Below are 16,600 nucleotides of genomic sequence, written 5' to 3'. Positions count from 1 at the left end.
TTTACTATTATATGGTATTCACCACAAGCACAAGTTGCCGGGGGCGGATTGAATTCTGAGTGCGAGGGTGGGATGGGATGTACAAGGTACTGCTGGTCGACGATGAGCTGCTGGATCTGGAGGGTCTGCAGCGCTTCATGAACTGGGAAGGTCTTGGCATGGAGGTGTGTGCAGCCGCGAGCAGCGGCTTTGAAGCTCTGGAGGTGCTGGATTCGCAGGCTGTGGATATTATGGTCACCGATATCAGAATGCCGATCATGTCAGGGATGGAGCTTGCCCGCAGAGCCCTTGAACTGAACCCGAAGCTGAGGATTATTTTTGTCAGCGGCTATGAAGATTTTCAATATGCCAAGCAGGCCATATCCATGAGCGCATCCGGTTACGTGCTGAAGCCTGTGGACGACGACGATATGCGCAGATCACTGGAAGAGGTTCGGGAGACTCTGGACCGTGAGCGTGAGCATTCCCATTTAGAGCGTTATTTCTCCGAGTCCGAACCGCTTCTGCGCAGAGAGCTGTTCATGCAGCTTCTTGATGGTACACCTGATGAAGAAAAAGTGGTGTCCCTGCTTCAACGTATCGGCATTAACTGGAATGGGGCGAGGCTGTACACTGCGCTGCTGGAGCCCGATGATATGTCCTGGAAGCTGAATGGCTTCAGCGACGGGGCTAAGGCAGAGATGGAGAACAGCCTGGAGACGTCGATTGAGCGGTACTGTGCTGAGGAACAGATACAGGCCTGCCGGACGGAGCGGTTCCATTACGCACTGATTCTGGAAGAAAGTGTGGGACGTGAAAGACTCCGCAGGCTGATCCATCAGGCAGCGGATGGTATACCGCTGACAGTAACCATTGGTGTAGGTCCCACCGTTAGCCATTTGCGTGGGCTGCGGGATTCCTTCCGGCAGGCGAGGAATGCGCTGGGACTGAAGCTGTTCCTGGGCAAAGGCAAGCTCATCCTCCATTCCGATGCCAGAGGGCCGATCTCGGCCTCCGCCAAAGATTTGGACAGTATTCTGCAGGCCTTGTTCGCGGCGGTGACCTCTTACCGTCTGGTCGATGTGGACGACTGCAATGAGGAGCTCTTTGTTTGGGTGGGCAATATGGAGACCAAGCTTGAGATTTACCAGCTCTTCCTGCACCTCGTCTCCAAGCTCGATGCGTATTTGCATACAATCAATGAGGATTTTTATGAGCTGCTGGGGCTGGAACGAAAACATCTGAATATTTTATATGATCTGGAAACCATTGAGGATATGAAATCCTGGCTCCGCCGCCGGATGTTCGAGCTGTCTGAGCGGCTGCAGCGCAAACGCCAGGGGAAGAAACGTAAGCTTGTGGAGGAGATCCAGGCGTACATTGAAGAACATTTGGAGCATAATGTCATGCTGCGGGATGCCGCCAACCACTTTTCCTTCTCACCTAATCACTTGGGCCAGATCTTCTACGAAGAGACCGGAGTGTATTTCTCCGATTATGTGGGGCTGAGGCGGCTGGAGCGGGTCAAGGTATTGCTTAGTGATCCGAAGCTGAAGGTATATGAAGCCGCGAACCGGGTGGGCTATAAGAATCTTTCCCATTTCAGCAAGCAGTTTAAGGAATTTTATGGTGTGAGCCCAGGTGATTACAGGAGACATTTGTGACATGCGGCGCATGGGGAGCATTCCTTTTGGATACAAGCTCATTCTGCCTTACGTGCTGTGCCTGCTGATTGCCGTGCTGACGGTTGGCCTGTTCGCCTATGCGCATTCTGTGAATTCCCTGCGGGAAAAGACGCGGGAGAATCTTCAAGGAACGCTAAGGCAAATGCGCGACAATATCCGTTACCGTACAGATGATATCGAACGCATCTCGAACAGCCTTTACTATAATTACAGTCTGCAAAATGCGCTTCGCCGTTATGATCAAGGCTGGTACAGCTATGAGACCATGACCAGGACACTCATGCCGGCGCTTGAAAATCTGCTGAATTACACAGCCAGCAATATCGGCCTGTCTCTGTATCTTCAGAACGAAACGCTGCCTGAAGTGTTCTATAAGGACGGGGGGCAGAATCCACTGCTATCCACGAAACGTTACGAGATCTATCATGTGCAGCGGATTCAAGACGCAGATTGGTACCGTATGCTGGAATTCTCGGGTAACCTGCCGGGTCTCAGCCGCTGGCAGCAGATTCTGCGCGATCAAGAGGATGGCAATATTTCGCTGCTGCAGCGTCTGGATGATGTACAGCGCGGGAAGGCGATTGGTCTTGTCCGGGTGGCGGTACAGATCAAGGATCTGCTGGATTCTGTGGATTACCGCAAAATTGGCGAATACAGTACGCTAGTCGTGCTTGATGACAACGGCAGGATTGTGATGCAATCTTCACCGGAAGGCACGATAGCGGCGAGCAGCCGGACAGAGCCCGGAGAGCTTGTCCTTAGTGAATCACTGCACGGTCTGGGCTGGCAGCTTCAAGCCTACATTCCTTACAGCCTGTTCGATCAGAGCGCGAACGAGGTCCGCCGGATGACACTGCTGGTATGTCTGGTCAGTGCCGTTGTCCTGGCAGCCTTGGGGATCTGGGTATCCGGTTATTTCTCACGGCGGATTCAGAAGATCGTGGGGTCCCTTAATGCTTTTCATGACGGGGATTTCCACAAAAGAATCCGCTTCAAAGGCAATGATGAGCTGGCGCAAATTGCTATCGCCTTCAACCGGATGGGAAGCAATATGGAAGAGTTGATTCATAAAAATTATGTTGCCGATCTTCAGAAAAAAGAAGCGGAGCTGGAGTCGCTGCAGGCACAGATCAATCCCCATTTTCTATACAATACCCTCTCCTCTATTAACCGTCTGGCCCAATTCGGCGATATCGATAAACTGCATATTATGGTAAAGGAACTGGCGAAATTCTACAGGCTTAGTCTGAACCGCGGAGAAATCCTGACTACTGTGGGTAAGGAAATCGAACATGCCAAAGCCTATGTGGCGATCCAGTGCATTAAATACGGTGAACGGCTTAGTGTATATTATGATATTGATCCGGAAGTTCTGGAGTACGCAACGGTCAAGCTGATTCTGCAGCCGCTGATTGAAAATGCACTTGAACATGCCTGGTTCGGAGCCACCTTGGGCATCCGGCTTGTCGTAGCAAAGCGGGATTCGGAGATTGTGTTCAAAGTGATTGATAATGGGGTGGGTATGAATGCAGATATCATCCGGCAGATTATGGCCCCTCAGGGTCCCCGTATCGGTTATGGCATCCGTAATGTGGATTCCCGGATCAAGCTGCATCATGGCAACAGCTACGGGGTAATCATTGCCAGCCGTTCAGGGATCGGGGCTTGCATACAGATTTCGATTCCCTGCCGGATGTAACATTGACCATTCAATCAGACATATCCGGTTATAAAGGAGCTAAGAAGCAATTGAAAATCATACTTAGCAATGGCTGTGAAATGAGGCTGGAGGGACAGACCGGAACTTTTGCCCTAGCTCTCTCTTCCTTTATGGATGTCGCTGAGGCCGATGTAGAATATGTTCGTCTTATTATGGATGCCTCTAGTCCGGCTGTTCTACCGGAATTATCCCTGAAGTGGAGCTGTGCAGCAGTGGATGTACAAGGCTTGTGGCATCCAACAGTGGAGCGGAGCCGGGGGCTGATCCCCGATTGGCGGCAAGGCTTCCCTTCAAGATCCACTTCGTCCGCACCGGTTATCTGTCTCTACGGAAACCGGGGCAACAATGTGCTGACCTTTGCCTGCTCGGATGTACTAAGCCCCGTGGAGCTTCATGCAGGCCTGAATGAGGAAACATCCAGCTTCCATTGTTCCGTGACGCTCTTTGCAGACCCTGGCGCGCCCGAAGACCATGTTGAGGTCATGTTGCGATTGGATACGCGAAGTCATCCCTATTATGATGCGCTGAAAAGGGTGGGCGAATGGTGGGCCGGACTTCCCGGCTGTAACCCTTCACCCGTTCCGGACGCGGCCAGGGAACCGGTGTATTCTACATGGTACAGCTTTCATCAGCAGCTTTCGCCTGATGCAGTGGAAGCCGAGTGCAGAGCAGCTGCAGCCATGGGCTGCAAGACGGTTATCATGGATGACGGCTGGCAGACCTCAGATGAGACCCGGGGTTATGCATATTGCGGGGACTGGAGGGTGAGTGCGGATAAAATTCCTGATCTGAAGGCACATGTAACCCGGATTCATGAGCTTGGAATGAAATTCATGCTGTGGTATGCGGTTCCGTTCATCGGGAAACACAGTCAGGCCTGGGCGAGATTCAAGGATAAATTGCTGTACGTAAGTGATGAGCTTGGAGCGGGGGTCGCTGATCCCCGTTATCCGGAAATCCGGGAGTATTTGACCGGCATCTATGAGCAGTCGCTACTGGAATGGGATATGGACGGGTTTAAGCTGGATTTCGTTGACAGCTTTTATGCCAAAGGGGATCAATATCTTCCCGCAGATGGGCAAGACACGGGGTCGGTACCGGAAGCAGTGGATAAGCTTCTAAGTGGAATCATCTCCCGTCTAAGGCAGTTGAAGCCGGATATTCTGATCGAATTCCGCCAGAATTACATTGGACCGCTTATGCGCAAATACGGGAATATGTTCCGGGCCGGCGATTGTCCTAATGATGCGCTCGAGAACCGGATCAGGACGATCGATATAAGGCTGATATGCGGCAGCACTGCGGCACATTCCGACATGCTGATGTGGAACCCCCGGGAGTCTTCGGCGGCAGCAGCCCTTCAGTTCATAAATGTGCTGTTTTCCGTTCCCCAGATTTCAGTCCGGCTCGACCGGCTGCCGGAGGAACATACTGCGATGCTGGCGTTTTGGCTATCCTTCTGGCGTGAGCACCGGGAGGTATTGCTGGATGGCCGCCTGGAGCCGCAGCATCCCGAGCTGCTGTATCCGCTGGTCACAGCCCGCACTACCCGGAAATGGGTGATTGCGGCTTACCATGATACGGTTATCCCTGTAACCGGGGATTTGCCAGAGCTGGTGGTTGTCGTCAACGGTACGTTGCTCTCACGACTGGTACTTGAGCTGGACCGTGACACGGGTCCTCTGGAAATTTGTGTTCGAGATTGTCAGGGAATAGTGACGGCAGAGTATCCATTGAACTGGAACAGCGGGGTGCACACGCTTGAGGTGCCTGCAGCTGGTGTGATTACGGTGCAGTCTGTCAGCGGGAAAGAATGAATACCCGAGAGGTCATCCATACCGCTGTTCCCGCATTGCTGTAGCTGCTGGCCTGAGCTTCTATCAGCCATACAGTACGTCAATAGCCGCTGTTCCCAATTAAATTCGGGTCAGCGGCTTTTCTCCGTCAAGGCCAGAAATGCCGCTAGTGGAGCCCCACAGGCGGGTCTGCCCAGGAACAACGGCAGAAATGCCGCTGTTGAAGCGCCGCATATCGGTTTTTCTAGCGTTACGTTCGGGGTACAGCGAGCAGCTTCTCAATAAACATCTGTACCGCCATACTCTCCGGGTTGCCTTTGTGCCGGATGATCAGAAATTCACGTTCCAGCAGTCTTTGTCTGAGCCGTAGCTCGCAGATTTCGCCGCCCGCCAGCTCTTTACGCACGATCCATCTGGACAGGATCGCCAGCCCCAGTCCGGCAGAGACGGCCTCCTTGACACCCTGACTGCTGTTGAATACATACGATCTTTTCATAGTTACCCCCGATTCCTGCAGAAAATGATCGCTAAAAGCACGGGTGCCGGAGCCATGCTCGCGCAGGACCCAGGTCTCCTCCTGTAGCATATCCTTTTCCACCGCAAGACTCTCTGCGAGCGGATGTCCTGGAGGGGCGACAATGATCATCTCATCCTTCATGTAAGGAATGATCACAAGCTCGGGGTCAGTGGTTTCACCTTCGATAAAAGCCACATCCAGCTGGTTCATTCTTACTGCCGCGATAATCTCCTCCGTATTGCCAATGGTCAACTGAAGGCTGACCAGCGGATACTGTTTGGCGAATGCAGCAAGCTTGGCCGGTAAAATATACTCCCCGATCGTAAAGCTTGCCCCGATATGAAGATTTCCTGTTACTTCATCCCGCAGCAGACGAATTTCCCGCCCAGCCTCCTCATAATGGGATAGAATCTGCTTGGCATGCTTATAGAGTATCGCTCCAGCTTCCGTCATGCGGACCTGCTTCGGCGACCGATGGAGCAGCTTGGTTCCCATTTCATTCTCCAGATTGCGGATATGAAGACTTACACCAGGTTGTGACAAGCCCAGCAGCTCGCCCGCCTTAGAGAAATGACTCTGTTCCACAACGGTAACAAATACATTCAGTGCATCAACAATCATATGAATCCCTCATTTTAAATCGGCAAAAATGCCGGAATAGCCTTTATATCATGCATTTTATCATATCGTTCGCGTTCGATCATAACAAAAACTGATGCTAAGAATAGCAAAGCTGTATTTCACTTTCACGTGAGAGGCACTTATAGTGAAGCTATCAAGACTTAGCCGCCGTGAGCGGTGGACGGAGAGTGAAGCAGATGAACCCTACACATAAGCTGAATCCATATACAGTGAAGCTCCCGGGGGTGACCTGGGGGATTGGAATCACATTCCTGCTCGCCGTAGCAGCCAAATATCTCGCTCTGCTGCCGCTAATGAATATTCTGGGGCAACTGGTCCTGGCCATTCTGCTGGGTATAACATTCCGTGCAGCGGCTGGCGTTCCGCATAGTGCGATGGCAGGGATTCAATTTTCCAGCAAAAGACTGCTTCGGGCGGGAATCATTCTGCTGGGGATGAGACTCAACCTTGCAGATATCCTGGCTGCCGGCCCGAAGGTATTTGCCATTGCAGTAATCAATATCTTGTTCACTTTATTCACCGTGTACGGCTTGGCCAAATGTTTCAGAATCGACAGAAGATTAAGTCTGCTGACAGCCTGCGGTACAGCCATTTGCGGAGCGGCAGCAGTCGCGGCAATTGCCCCGCAAATCAAGGCTTCTGAACATGAAACGGCTGTCGGTGCAGCCACTGTAGCAATACTGGGTACGATTTTTACACTGGTATATTCGTTGCTGTATCCGTTCATGGGATTGAGTCAGGCAGGCTACGGGATCTTTGCAGGAGCTACACTTCATGAGGTGGCTCATGTGATTGCTGCTGCCGCTCCGGCGGGCAGGGACGCTGCGGATCTGGCGGTCATTGTGAAGCTGACCCGTGTGGCGATGCTGATCCCTGTCGCTATCCTCATCGGAAGCTGGGAAGCCTACAGAACACGTAAGAAGGAGAGAGTGGAGAATCCTGCTGAGGAAGCGGAGGCGCGGGAGATTAAGAAAGCCATAGAGTGGAAGAAGCTGCCGGTCCCTTGGTTTATCCTCGGCTTTCTGGTAATGAGCGGAATCAATACATTAGGTATTATCCCGGCAAGAATCACAAGTGAGCTTGTTGTTCTGGCTTACCTTTTGCTGGCAATGGCAATGGCGGGGATGGGGCTGGGGATTGATCTGAGAACCTTTGGCCGGATGGGGAAAAAGCCATTTCTGGCCGGACTGATCGGATCTGTTCTGCTATCCGTGCTGGGGTATATACTGGTGATTGCTTTTGGATTTGCTTAGATGAAGAGGGCTGGCCGTACAGGTAATAGACGCCTCTCGATAAGATCAAGAAGCGTCTATACCCGAAGCATATTTGCATCAGCTTACTGCTGGTCCTGCTTAGGCACTGTAGTGATCATCCAGAGGATGCCGAATTTATCCTGAACATGTCCGAAGAGCGCTCCCCAGAATGCAGGGTTCAGTGCTTCCTTGACCACACCACCCTCTGCCAGATTGTCAAAAGCTGCATGCGCTTCAGCTTCTTCCGCGAATTCCAGGTTTAAGTTGACTGTATTCCCATAACTAACCGGTTCGAGGACGGAATCAGACATCATAAAATGGACTCCGGCAGCTATAAAGCTGAGATTGATCACCTTGTCCTTCAATTCCTCATTCGCATTAGGCAAGTCTCCGTGTTTGGTAATGGAATTCATTTTGCCGCCAAGCGCCTCAATGTAGAACTCCGCTTGAGCTTTGGCATCCTCCGACATCAGGTAAGCCGTAAAATTAGCCATGTGAACAACATCCTTTCCAGGGTTGATGTTTGGTTCTGACCTGCCCATTGTACCAAACTTCTTCAGCTGTATTTCTTATGGATTGCTATATTATGGGGCTGGGTTGATGGAATCTATACCCCCGAATATGCCATAAATCCGCCGTCGACCGGAACCGTAATCCCCGTAACAAAACCCGACATCTCTTCGTCCGCCAGCCAGAGCAGGGTACCCAGCAGATCCTCCGGTTTCCCGAAGCGGCGCATCGGAGTCTGGGAGATGATTTTGTGTGATCGTTCGGTCAGTTCCCCGTCTTCCCGCAGCAGGAGCTTCTCATTTTGATTCGTCAGAAAAAAGCCCGGTGCGATAGCATTGACCCGAATTCCGGACTCAGCCAGGTGGACGGCCAACCATTGGGTGAAGTTATTGATCCCTGCCTTCGCCGCACTGTACGCAGGGACTTTGGTCATTGGCGATGCAGCGCTCATGGATGAGATGTTAATTACGGATGTGCCCGGACGCCCAAGCATTTGCCTGGCGAAAATTTGCGTGGGCAGGAGTGTGCCAACCAGGTTGAGATCCAAGACCTGACGGAAGCCGGATGCTGAAAGATCGAAGAAAGAGGTAATTTCCGGGTTCTCCAAATCTCCTTCAGATAATGTTTCCTTCGTTGTAACCGCTGACGGCTGATTTCCCCCGGCCCCATTGATTAACAGATCGCAAGGCCCCCAATGCTTCAGAACTACAGCTGCGGCACTCCGCACGCTGCTGTCTTCTGTAACATCACAAGCCACAGCAAGGGCCTGTCCACCAGCTGCGCTAATCCTGGCAGCAAGAGAGTCACCTTTTGCAGCGGTGCGGTTAAGAATAGCAACTTTGGCTCCCTGGCGTCCTAATTCCTGTGCCATGACAGCGCATAAGACACCCGCTCCTCCGGTAATGACAGCAACTTTGCCTGCAAGTGCAGGCTGTAAGGCTAACTCAGCCATATATAGCACTTCCTCTCTGAAGGGTGCTGCGCGGAGGCGCAACCCAGGATGAGTAAACAAACAGTTAACAGGGATTTATCGTGTACTGCTCCGGTAGGCCGAAGGGGAGACCCCGGTTGTTTTTTTGAAATATTTAGAGAAGTGGGCGAGCTCCATGCCTACCTGTTCGGCGATATCGGAGATGCTGAAGCCGGTATAAGAAAGCTGTTTTTTGGCTAGCTCCATCCGCTTGAGCTGTACATAATGCATGGGGGTGACCCCCATGAATTTTTTGAAGTAAGGGATGAAGTAATTCGGATGCAAATGCACCTGCTCCGCCAGCTCCTCGACCTCAAGGGGGCGCTTCAGCCGCTGGTCAATGTATTCCAGCACATGCGCGAGTTTGCCCTGATCACTGGTATGCAGCAGCTCATCCATGAAGTCAGAGTAGCCGCCAGCCTCCAGGCACAACGCCATCAGATTGAGCAACGCGGCCTGCACACGAATCGAGGAGAGAAAGCCCTCAGCCTGAAACAGTGAGATCATCTCAGTAAATACCGCCCGGACCGCATCCGGATCGGCAGCATCGCTGATATACAGCTTGTTCGCGGAATAAAACAGCGGCCACTCCCCGATGCGGGCATCGAAATGGCAATAGTAGCGGGTATATGGATGGTCTGGCGATGTTTCGGTCGTCTGTATGGAACCGGCAGGCATGATCATTAATTGTCCCGGTCTGGGATAATAAGCAACTCCGTTAATGATCACTTTTCCTTCTCCGCGGTCAATAAAATAAAGCCGGTTAAAGGAAGGTGTCTCGTTCGTGCGGTTCCAGCCGGGGTACCCGGTGGTGAGCTGGGCATGGGTTACGGTGACATTCAGATTTTGCAGCAGGCGTCCTGTCATATTTCCCAATCGATCCATAGAGCACCTCCTTTCAGGTTATTGTTCTATTATACCGCTTTCATTTATCTAATACATCTTAATTATATACAAATACTCCTTAATTCCAGTCATGTTCACACTCTAAGATTAAGGTTATTCTCATAACATAAACTGAAATCAGGAAGTGATTATAGAGATGACAAAGGTACGATATGGAATTATCGGCATCGGAAATATGGGCCGGGCTCATGCCCTGAGTCTGCTTGAAGATGTGAAGGGGGCGGAACTGGCTGCCGTATGCGATATCAGTCCTGAACGCCTGGAATGGGCGGTGGATCAATTACCGGAGAAAGTGAAGCATTTCAGCACCGCGACAGCGATGTTTCAGTCAGGCGCTATTGATGCCGTATTAATTTCCACGCCGCATTATGATCACCCTCCGCTCGCGATAGAAGCGCTGGACTACGGACTTCATGTTCTGATTGAAAAGCCTGCTGGTGTATACACCAAAGCGGTTCAGGAAATGAACGACGCCGCTGCTAAATCGGACCGCAAATTCGGTATTATGTATAATCAGCGGACCAACCCGCTGTACCAGAAACTACGGGAGCTGATTCAGGCCGGTGAGCTTGGTGAGATCCGCCGTACGAACTGGATTATTACCAATTGGTACAGATCCCAGAACTATTACGATTCTGGCGGCTGGCGTGCGACCTGGGCCGGAGAAGGCGGTGGGGTGCTGCTGAATCAGGACCCGCATCAACTGGATCTCTGGCAGTGGACCACTGGAATGATGCCGGTGCGCATCCGGGCATTTTGCCACTTTGGCAAATACCGCAAGATCGAGGTCGAGGATGATGTAACCGCTTATGCCGAGTATGCAAATGGTGCTACCGGGCTGTTTATCACCACAACCGGAGAAGCTCCGGGGACGAACCGTTTTGAAATTACAGGGGACAATGGAAAAATCGTTATTGAAGACGGTACACTGACCTTCTGGCGGCTGCGTACACCGGAGCCTGTGTTCAATGCTGAATTTAAGGGCGGATTCGGAGCACCGGAATGCTGGAAATGCGAGATCCCGGTGGAAAAAGGGGATGGAGAGCAGCACAAAGGTATTTTGCGCAACTTCACAAATGCCATCCTGTTCGATGAACCTTTGCTTGCACCAGGAGAAGAAGGCATCCATGGCCTGACACTCTCAAACGCCATGTATTTGTCCGCATGGACAGACAACTGGGTGGAACTGCCGCTCGATAGCGATCTGTTTCATGAGAAGCTGATGGAAAAAGTGCAGAATTCCACCTTCCAGAAGGATATAACTGCACAAACGACACTGAATGTATCTGGAACACACTAAGACTCAAGGAGTGAAGCGACCTATGAAGACTTCAACGATTGCCGCGCAAATGTATACCCTAAGGGAATTCACCCAGACTGCTGAAGGACTGCGTGACAGTTTGCTGAAGGTACAGGACATTGGCTATCAGGCAGTGCAGGTATCGGGTATTGGCCCGATTGATCCGCAGCTGGTGAAGCAATACGCGGATGAAGCCGGGCTTGCGATCTGCGCGACACATGTTCCCTGGGACAGGCTGGTGAACGATCTGGATGCACTGGCCGCCGAGCACAAGCTCTGGAACTGTACATACATCGGGCTTGGAGCACTTCCGGGTGAGTACCAGACAAGTCAGGAAGGCTATCGCACATTCGCGAGGAAAGCCTCCGAAATTGCACAAGTCTTGAAGCATAAGCACGGACTGCAGTTTGTGTATCATAATCATGATTTTGAGTTCGAGCGTCTGGACGGCCTCACCGGTCTTGAAGTACTGCTGCAGGAGTCAGACCCGGGGGCGTTCGATTTTGAACTGGATCTCTACTGGGTTCAGGCCGGAGGAGGAAGTCCGGTGGATTGGATCAACAAGGTGAAAGACAGAATGCGGGTAGTGCATCTGAAGGATATGGCGGTGGTCGCGAGAAAAGCGGAGTTTGCGGAAATCGGCCAAGGCAATATGGATTACAGAGCGATCATTGAAGCCTGCCGCGAGACAGGAGTAGAGTGGTATGTGGTAGAACAGGATGTCTGCCGCCGCAATCCGTTCGAGAGTCTCGAGATCAGTTTGAAGTATCTGCATACCTTGCTGTAATCAGATCTGGAGGGAAGAAGAATGAGCCGTAATGACGGAATGAATTATGCTCCCAAGCATGAAGCAAAACCGGTTGTGGGACCGGGTGAATTCATAATCGCTGCAATTGCGCTGGACCATGGGCATATTTATGGAATGTGCAACGGCCTGGTGGAGGCCGGAGCGCAATTGAAATGGGTATATGATCCGGATCAGGAAAAAGTCAAAGCCTTCACCGCCGCATATCCGGGAGTCCGGGTGGCCAGATCTGCAGAAGAAATACTGGAAGACCCTGAGGTACGCCTGGTGGCGGCAGCCGCCGTTCCTTCCGAGAGGGGACCACTGGGCCTGCGTGTAATGGCACATGGGAAAGATTATTTTACAGACAAGGCGCCTTTTACAGCTATAGTGCAGCTGGAGGCAGCGCGGGTACAGGCAGAGAAGACAAAACGTAAATATATGTGCTATTTTAGTGAACGGCTGCATGTGGAAAGTGCAGTATATGCAGGTCATTTGATCAGACAGGGCGCGATTGGCCGCGTGCTTCAGGTCATCGGAATGGGGCCGCACCGTCTGAATGCGCCTAGTCGTCCAGGGTGGTTCTTTCAGCGTGAGAAATACGGAGGTATTCTCTGTGATATCGGCAGTCACCAGATCGAACAATTTCTATATTATGCCGGCTGCCGTGACGCCAAGGTGCTGCACAGTAAGGTTGCCAATTACAACCACACAGCCTACCCGGAGCTGGAGGATTTCGGAGATGCCACATTGGTGGGTGACAACGGAGCAACCCAGTATTTTCGCGTGGACTGGTTCACTCCGGAGGGACTCGGCACATGGGGAGACGGGCGCATGATTATCATGGGAACCGAGGGATACCTGGAGCTGCGTAAATACACCGATCTAGCCCGCTCGAATACACCGGATCATGTCTTCTGGGTAGACAGTCAAGGCGAGCATTATGAGCAGGTGGCCGGTAAGATTGGCTTTCCTTTCTTCGGAGAGCTTATTCTGGATTGTCTGCAGCGCTCGGAACTGGCGATGACACAAGCCCATGTTTTTAAAGCGGCAGAGCTGTGTCTCATCGCACAATCGCAGGCTCTGAACCTTACACCGGATAGTCTCAGATAGCAGAATCTAACACAGAGCAGAGCGGAAGGTGAACTGGATGAGTACAATAGGCGCAGCTATCATCGGCTGCGGGGCCATTGCTCCCCTGCATGCCAGGGCTATTCTATCTATGGAAGGGGCTAGGCTGGTAGCCGTTGCCGATTCAGATCCTGAACGGGCAGCACAAGCTGCACAGGACTACGGCTGTGAGTCGGTAACAGACTACAAGCAGCTTCTCGGGAGAACAGATATCGGCATAATCCATTTATGCACACCGCATCATCTCCACGCGGCGATGGCAGTAGAATTTCTTCAGGCAGGACATCATGTTCTGACAGAGAAACCAATGGCCATAGATGTGTCTTCTGCCCAGCGGATGCAGGAGGCTGCTGCGGTCAGCAAGGGGCAACTGGGTGTTGTTTTTCAGAACCGCTATAATGAACCATCCATACGGATCAAAGAAACTATCGATTCCGGCATTCTGGGCCAACTGATCTGCATGAAGGGGATTGTGACCTGGAACCGGAACGAAGCCTATTACACAGAGAGCAGTTGGCGCGGAAAATGGGCTACCGAAGGTGGCGGAGTCCTGATCAACCAGACGATCCACACCCTGGATCTGCTGCAATGGTTCGGCGGCGAAATTGCCTCCATTAAGGGAAGTGTGACCACTGACGTGCTGAATGAAGTGATTGAAGTGGAGGATACTGCTCATGCCTGCATTCTTTTCAAGAATAAAGTACGCGGGCTTTTTTATGGTACAAATGCGTATTCAGTGAATTCTCCGGTTGAATTAGAGCTTATCTTTGAACTGGGCACACTGCTTCTGCGCAGAGACTGCCTGTACCTCTGGAAGGATGGCCATGAAACGCTGCTCTGTGAACCCCTGTCCACGGCAGTCGAAGGGAAGTCTTACTGGGGAACCAGTCACAACCTGTTAATCCGTGATTTCTACAAGCATATCATCGATGGCCGGGAATTCTGGATTGACGGGAACGAGGGGATCAAGGCCCTTGAGGTTATTGCCGGTATTTATACATCCTCAGAAGTATCTGGAAAAAAATGGGCCATGGACTCCCTCAAATTGACTTGAAACGGATTTAGCCTTATCTTCATAACATACGTTTCTAGTATGGCAGATGATAGACAGGGAGAGGGATACAGATTATGGAACAGGCAATGTTTGCCGGAGGCTGCTTTTGGTGCATGGTAACACCCTTTGAGGAGCTCCCCGGAATTCATGGGATTATCTCCGGTTACACCGGGGGATCCGTAGAGAATCCGACCTATGAGCAGGTCAAAACTGGAACGACAGGCCATTATGAGGTAGTCCAGATCACTTATGATCCGGCGTTGTTCCCATACGAGAAGCTGCTGGAGCTGTTCTGGCCGCAAATCGATCCGACCGATGACGGCGGACAGTTTCAGGATAGAGGGCCCCAATACCGGACAGCGGTATTCTACTATAATGAAGAGCAGCGTCAGGCTGCGCTGTCTTCCCGGGAACAGGTAGCGGCCAGCGGCAGGTTCGAAGGTCCGGTAGTAACGGAAATTCTGCCGGCGCCGGTCTTTTACCGGGCGGAAGAATACCATCAGGACTATCATAAAAAGAATCCGAAGCACTATAAAGAGGACCGCGAGCAATCCGGACGCGACACCTTCATCGCGAAGCATTGGTAAAGCTAGAATCGAATTTGAAAAGCCTTATGCCTCCTGTATTATGGAGAATTAAGGCTTTTTTCTTTTTTTGCAGTATCCGATGCCGAAAATACCCTTATTATAACGTTTAACCCGAAATATGGTGCCGAAAACCGAAATTCCGCTCCTACTAAATGTTCTGTAAGGATACTATAATCAACACTGTAAACGCATACATTTATGGTGCGTGATTGAACCTATACCAATTAATGGAGGAAGATTGCGATGAGAAAAAAATGGCTAATGTCCGTACTCGCGCTTCTGCTACTGGTTTCCTGTTTCCCTTTGTTCGCCTCCAAGGCGGAGGCAGCCGATTACTCGCAAGGTGTTGATTTGTCAGGATCTACGGCAACTATCTGGTTCAAATCAACTGTCAGCACGAGTTGGACTGATGTGCATTACAAGGTTAATAACGGTGCTCAGATGAATCTCCGCATGACTTACAGCAGCAGCAACGCCCGCTATGAACAAGCCGTAACGGGTGTTTCCAGCGGAACCGCAATCAACTATTTCTTCACGTACAACAATGGAACGCCTGCTTTTGACACTGGCTGGTTCTCTTACACTGCCGGAACCACACCTACACCAACACCTACACCAACACCACCGAATCCTTCCGGGTCGATCTATTCGATTCCTGCTTCTTCCATTCCTACAGCGCCAAGCGGTTCATTGTCGCTTAAGGTAATGAACGGAACCGGCGGCGCATATCCGGACAGCCAGATCTACTGGGGCGTTCTCGGCATCAATCCGGCCAACGGACAATGGAGTTATTTGGACCTCAATGGTAACCTGGTGCCGATCTCACCAGCTCTGAATGACGCTTCAGGCCACTTAACCAAGAATGGCGTGAATTATGCGAATATTTATCATACGGTCAGCCAGGCCTCTTGGGTGAACTTGCCTAAAATCACTTCCGGGCGGATGTTCCTCAGTGTAGGTTCACCATTGTACATCAAAACCTATACTGAAGGCTTCGCCGGACCGGATATCAACAATCTAACCGATCCGAACCGCAATATTTATTTTGATTTCGTAGAATTTACTGTCGATGGATCCGGATATCATGGCAATACTACCCGGGTTGATGCTTTCGGTTTCCCGATCCAGCACCGTCTGGTGAACTTGTCCGGCTCCTACGACCGAACCGTAGGTGAATTGGAATCTGAAACCCGTGCCGGAATATTCACCAAATATCAGAACGAAGTGCCGGCCGCTTTCAAATCGCTGGCTACCGATCAAGCGCCATACCGGATCATAGCGCCGATTTATGGATCCTTTGCTCCAGGCGGAGCAAATGCCAACTATTTCGCTGGCTATTCCGGCTATAGCACGAAGGATATTCTCCGCTGCGACGGAGCACTAACCGATGCCGCTACTGCGGCTGCGATCAACCGCCATGTCTATACAACCAGCAACTGGAACAATGTAGCTAATTATTACAATGCTGCTCCAGCCAATTATTATGCGAAGTTCTGGCATGACCACAGCATCAGCGGCCTGGCCTACGGCTTCCCGTATGATGATGTCAACGGTCAAGCGGCTTATCTGGAGGTTGGCGATCCCAAAGGTCTGATTATCCGTGTAGCCTGGTAAAAAGAACTGCAAATTGATTCATAGGAAGCAGGAAAACGGCTGTAACGCTCAGAGAAGGGCGGTGCAGCCGTTTTTGTACGAAAAGAAAGATTCAAAGAAATATCACCTCTCAGATAATAGTCATTCTTTATTTGTTGCAATTCTACATTCTT

The 16,600-nt window shown here is 51.3% G+C and carries 14 protein-coding genes; 10 read left to right on the top strand and 4 right to left on the bottom strand.

Annotated elements, in window-relative coordinates; all coding sequences use genetic code 11:
- The first annotated feature begins 77 nt into the window (after positions 1-77).
- Genes A3848_RS02950 through A3848_RS02940 form a run of 3 tightly spaced genes read left to right on the top strand, consistent with a single transcriptional unit; the run spans position 78 to position 5,201 of the window.
- The gene (locus A3848_RS02950; RefSeq protein WP_074083464.1) at positions 78-1,643 is read left to right on the top strand and encodes a response regulator; all 1,566 of its coding nucleotides are present in this window, start codon (positions 78-80) and stop codon (positions 1,641-1,643) included.
- A 1-nt stretch (position 1,644) separates the two neighbouring features.
- Positions 1,645-3,363 (top strand): cache domain-containing sensor histidine kinase, encoded by a 1,719-nt coding sequence (locus A3848_RS02945; protein WP_074083463.1) that lies wholly within the window; start codon positions 1,645-1,647, stop codon positions 3,361-3,363.
- Positions 3,364-3,413: 50 nt separating this feature from the next.
- Positions 3,414-5,201 carry a glycoside hydrolase family 36 protein gene (locus A3848_RS02940; RefSeq protein ID WP_074083660.1) on the top strand — a complete coding sequence of 596 codons (1,788 nt, stop codon included), beginning with the start codon at positions 3,414-3,416 and terminating at the stop codon, positions 5,199-5,201.
- Between the two features lie 229 nt (positions 5,202-5,430).
- On the opposite strand, the gene A3848_RS02935 is transcribed toward A3848_RS02940, so the two are convergent.
- On the bottom strand, positions 5,431-6,318 hold the full coding sequence (locus tag A3848_RS02935) for a LysR family transcriptional regulator (protein WP_074083462.1): 888 nt from the start codon (positions 6,316-6,318) through the stop codon (positions 5,431-5,433).
- A 197-nt stretch (positions 6,319-6,515) separates the two neighbouring features.
- Between A3848_RS02935 and A3848_RS02930 the strand changes: the two genes are divergently transcribed.
- Entirely contained in the window at positions 6,516-7,592 is a 1,077-nt protein-coding gene (locus A3848_RS02930; RefSeq protein WP_074083461.1) for a YeiH family protein, read from the top strand.
- An 83-nt stretch (positions 7,593-7,675) separates the two neighbouring features.
- Here A3848_RS02930 and A3848_RS02925 read toward each other — a convergent pair whose 3' ends face one another.
- From A3848_RS02925 to A3848_RS02915, 3 genes are all read right to left on the bottom strand, one after another.
- Positions 7,676-8,086 (bottom strand): VOC family protein, encoded by a 411-nt coding sequence (locus A3848_RS02925; protein WP_074083460.1) that lies wholly within the window; start codon positions 8,084-8,086, stop codon positions 7,676-7,678.
- Between the two features lie 113 nt (positions 8,087-8,199).
- Positions 8,200-9,054: an SDR family oxidoreductase gene (locus tag A3848_RS02920; RefSeq protein ID WP_074083459.1), complete on the bottom strand. Its 855-nt coding sequence runs from the start codon at positions 9,052-9,054 to the stop codon at positions 8,200-8,202.
- Positions 9,055-9,129: 75 nt separating this feature from the next.
- Positions 9,130-9,957 carry a helix-turn-helix domain-containing protein gene (locus tag A3848_RS02915; RefSeq protein ID WP_074083458.1) on the bottom strand — a complete coding sequence of 276 codons (828 nt, stop codon included), beginning with the start codon at positions 9,955-9,957 and terminating at the stop codon, positions 9,130-9,132.
- A 157-nt stretch (positions 9,958-10,114) separates the two neighbouring features.
- Here A3848_RS02915 and A3848_RS02910 point away from each other — a divergent pair, with 157 nt between their 5' ends.
- The 6 genes from A3848_RS02910 to A3848_RS02885 all read left to right on the top strand — a co-directional run bounded on the left by A3848_RS02910 (position 10,115) and on the right by A3848_RS02885 (position 16,448).
- Positions 10,115-11,278, top strand: a complete 1,164-nt coding sequence (locus A3848_RS02910) for a Gfo/Idh/MocA family protein (RefSeq protein ID WP_074083457.1) — start codon at positions 10,115-10,117, stop codon at positions 11,276-11,278.
- Between the two features lie 22 nt (positions 11,279-11,300).
- The gene (locus A3848_RS02905) at positions 11,301-12,065 is read left to right on the top strand and encodes a sugar phosphate isomerase/epimerase family protein (protein ID WP_074083456.1); all 765 of its coding nucleotides are present in this window, start codon (positions 11,301-11,303) and stop codon (positions 12,063-12,065) included.
- Positions 12,066-12,086: 21 nt separating this feature from the next.
- Positions 12,087-13,175 (top strand): Gfo/Idh/MocA family protein, encoded by a 1,089-nt coding sequence (locus A3848_RS02900; RefSeq protein WP_074083455.1) that lies wholly within the window; start codon positions 12,087-12,089, stop codon positions 13,173-13,175.
- A 37-nt stretch (positions 13,176-13,212) separates the two neighbouring features.
- On the top strand, positions 13,213-14,247 hold the full coding sequence (locus A3848_RS02895) for a Gfo/Idh/MocA family protein (RefSeq protein ID WP_074083454.1): 1,035 nt from the start codon (positions 13,213-13,215) through the stop codon (positions 14,245-14,247).
- 74 nt (positions 14,248-14,321) lie between these two features.
- Positions 14,322-14,834, top strand: coding sequence for a peptide-methionine (S)-S-oxide reductase MsrA (msrA, locus tag A3848_RS02890; protein WP_074083453.1), 513 nt, complete (start codon positions 14,322-14,324; stop codon positions 14,832-14,834).
- A gap of 243 nt (positions 14,835-15,077) precedes the next feature.
- Positions 15,078-16,448, top strand: a complete 1,371-nt coding sequence (locus A3848_RS02885) for a glycoside hydrolase family 64 protein (protein ID WP_074083452.1) — start codon at positions 15,078-15,080, stop codon at positions 16,446-16,448.
- The last annotated feature ends 152 nt before the right edge of the window (positions 16,449-16,600 follow it).

This window comes from Paenibacillus sp. P32E (genome assembly GCF_001909085.1).
Classification (GTDB): Bacteria; Bacillota; Bacilli; order Paenibacillales; family Paenibacillaceae; genus Paenibacillus_AQ; species Paenibacillus_AQ helianthi.
The sequence above is the reverse complement of the archived record's forward strand: the minus strand, read 5'-3'. Positions and strand labels throughout refer to the sequence as shown.

Excerpts from the sequence above, each read along its gene's own strand:
- A3848_RS02950 (WP_074083464.1), top strand. The coding sequence starts at position 78 with ATGTACAAGGTACTGCTGGTCGACGATGAGCTGCTGGATCTGGAGGGT.
- A3848_RS02945 (WP_074083463.1), top strand. The coding sequence starts at position 1,645 with ATGCGGCGCATGGGGAGCATTCCTTTTGGATACAAGCTCATTCTGCCT.
- A3848_RS02935 (WP_074083462.1), bottom strand. The coding sequence starts at position 6,318 with ATGATTGTTGATGCACTGAATGTATTTGTTACCGTTGTGGAACAGAGT.
- A3848_RS02930 (WP_074083461.1), top strand. The coding sequence starts at position 6,516 with ATGAACCCTACACATAAGCTGAATCCATATACAGTGAAGCTCCCGGGG.
- A3848_RS02925 (WP_074083460.1), bottom strand. The coding sequence starts at position 8,086 with ATGGCTAATTTTACGGCTTACCTGATGTCGGAGGATGCCAAAGCTCAA.
- A3848_RS02920 (WP_074083459.1), bottom strand. The coding sequence starts at position 9,054 with ATGGCTGAGTTAGCCTTACAGCCTGCACTTGCAGGCAAAGTTGCTGTC.
- A3848_RS02915 (WP_074083458.1), bottom strand. The coding sequence starts at position 9,957 with ATGGATCGATTGGGAAATATGACAGGACGCCTGCTGCAAAATCTGAAT.
- A3848_RS02910 (WP_074083457.1), top strand. The coding sequence starts at position 10,115 with ATGACAAAGGTACGATATGGAATTATCGGCATCGGAAATATGGGCCGG.
- A3848_RS02905 (WP_074083456.1), top strand. The coding sequence starts at position 11,301 with ATGAAGACTTCAACGATTGCCGCGCAAATGTATACCCTAAGGGAATTC.
- A3848_RS02900 (WP_074083455.1), top strand. The coding sequence starts at position 12,087 with ATGAGCCGTAATGACGGAATGAATTATGCTCCCAAGCATGAAGCAAAA.
- A3848_RS02895 (WP_074083454.1), top strand. The coding sequence starts at position 13,213 with ATGAGTACAATAGGCGCAGCTATCATCGGCTGCGGGGCCATTGCTCCC.
- msrA (WP_074083453.1), top strand. The coding sequence starts at position 14,322 with ATGGAACAGGCAATGTTTGCCGGAGGCTGCTTTTGGTGCATGGTAACA.
- A3848_RS02885 (WP_074083452.1), top strand. The coding sequence starts at position 15,078 with ATGAGAAAAAAATGGCTAATGTCCGTACTCGCGCTTCTGCTACTGGTT.